Genomic DNA, 270 nt, shown 5'->3' with positions numbered 1-270 from the left:
CGCCAGCTTGGAGGCGGTGCCGGGTTCGCCCTGCCAGGAGAACTCGGCCCGCCAGGTGCCGGGCGAGGCGGGTTGTCTGATCCAGTCGAGATTGACGCGCAGGCCGAGGACGCCCGCGATGGCCCATTCGACGTGCGGGCACAGCGCGCGCGGTGCTGAGTGCACGTACAGAACTCCACGTGTCGTCACCGGGACCTCCAGTGTGGGACAAGGTTCGCCTTCCCCAGCGGCCTCGCGCCCGTACCGGTCGCGCCCGGGACAGCACGTGAC

1 protein-coding gene is annotated in these 270 nt (G+C 70.7%); it reads right to left on the bottom strand.

Translation table 11 applies throughout. From position 1 onward, the window contains the following. The coding region (locus tag ACSNOK_RS34365; RefSeq protein ID WP_436784646.1) for a DUF3145 family protein at positions 1–189 on the bottom strand (189 nt) is incomplete at its 3' end. Positions 190–270: the final 81 nt, after the last annotated feature.

It is taken from the genome of Streptomyces sp. URMC 126 (assembly GCF_051386555.1).
Classification (GTDB): Bacteria; Actinomycetota; Actinomycetes; order Streptomycetales; family Streptomycetaceae; genus Streptomyces.
Note: the sequence above shows the minus strand (reverse complement) of the source record. Positions and strands in the feature narration are given on the sequence as shown.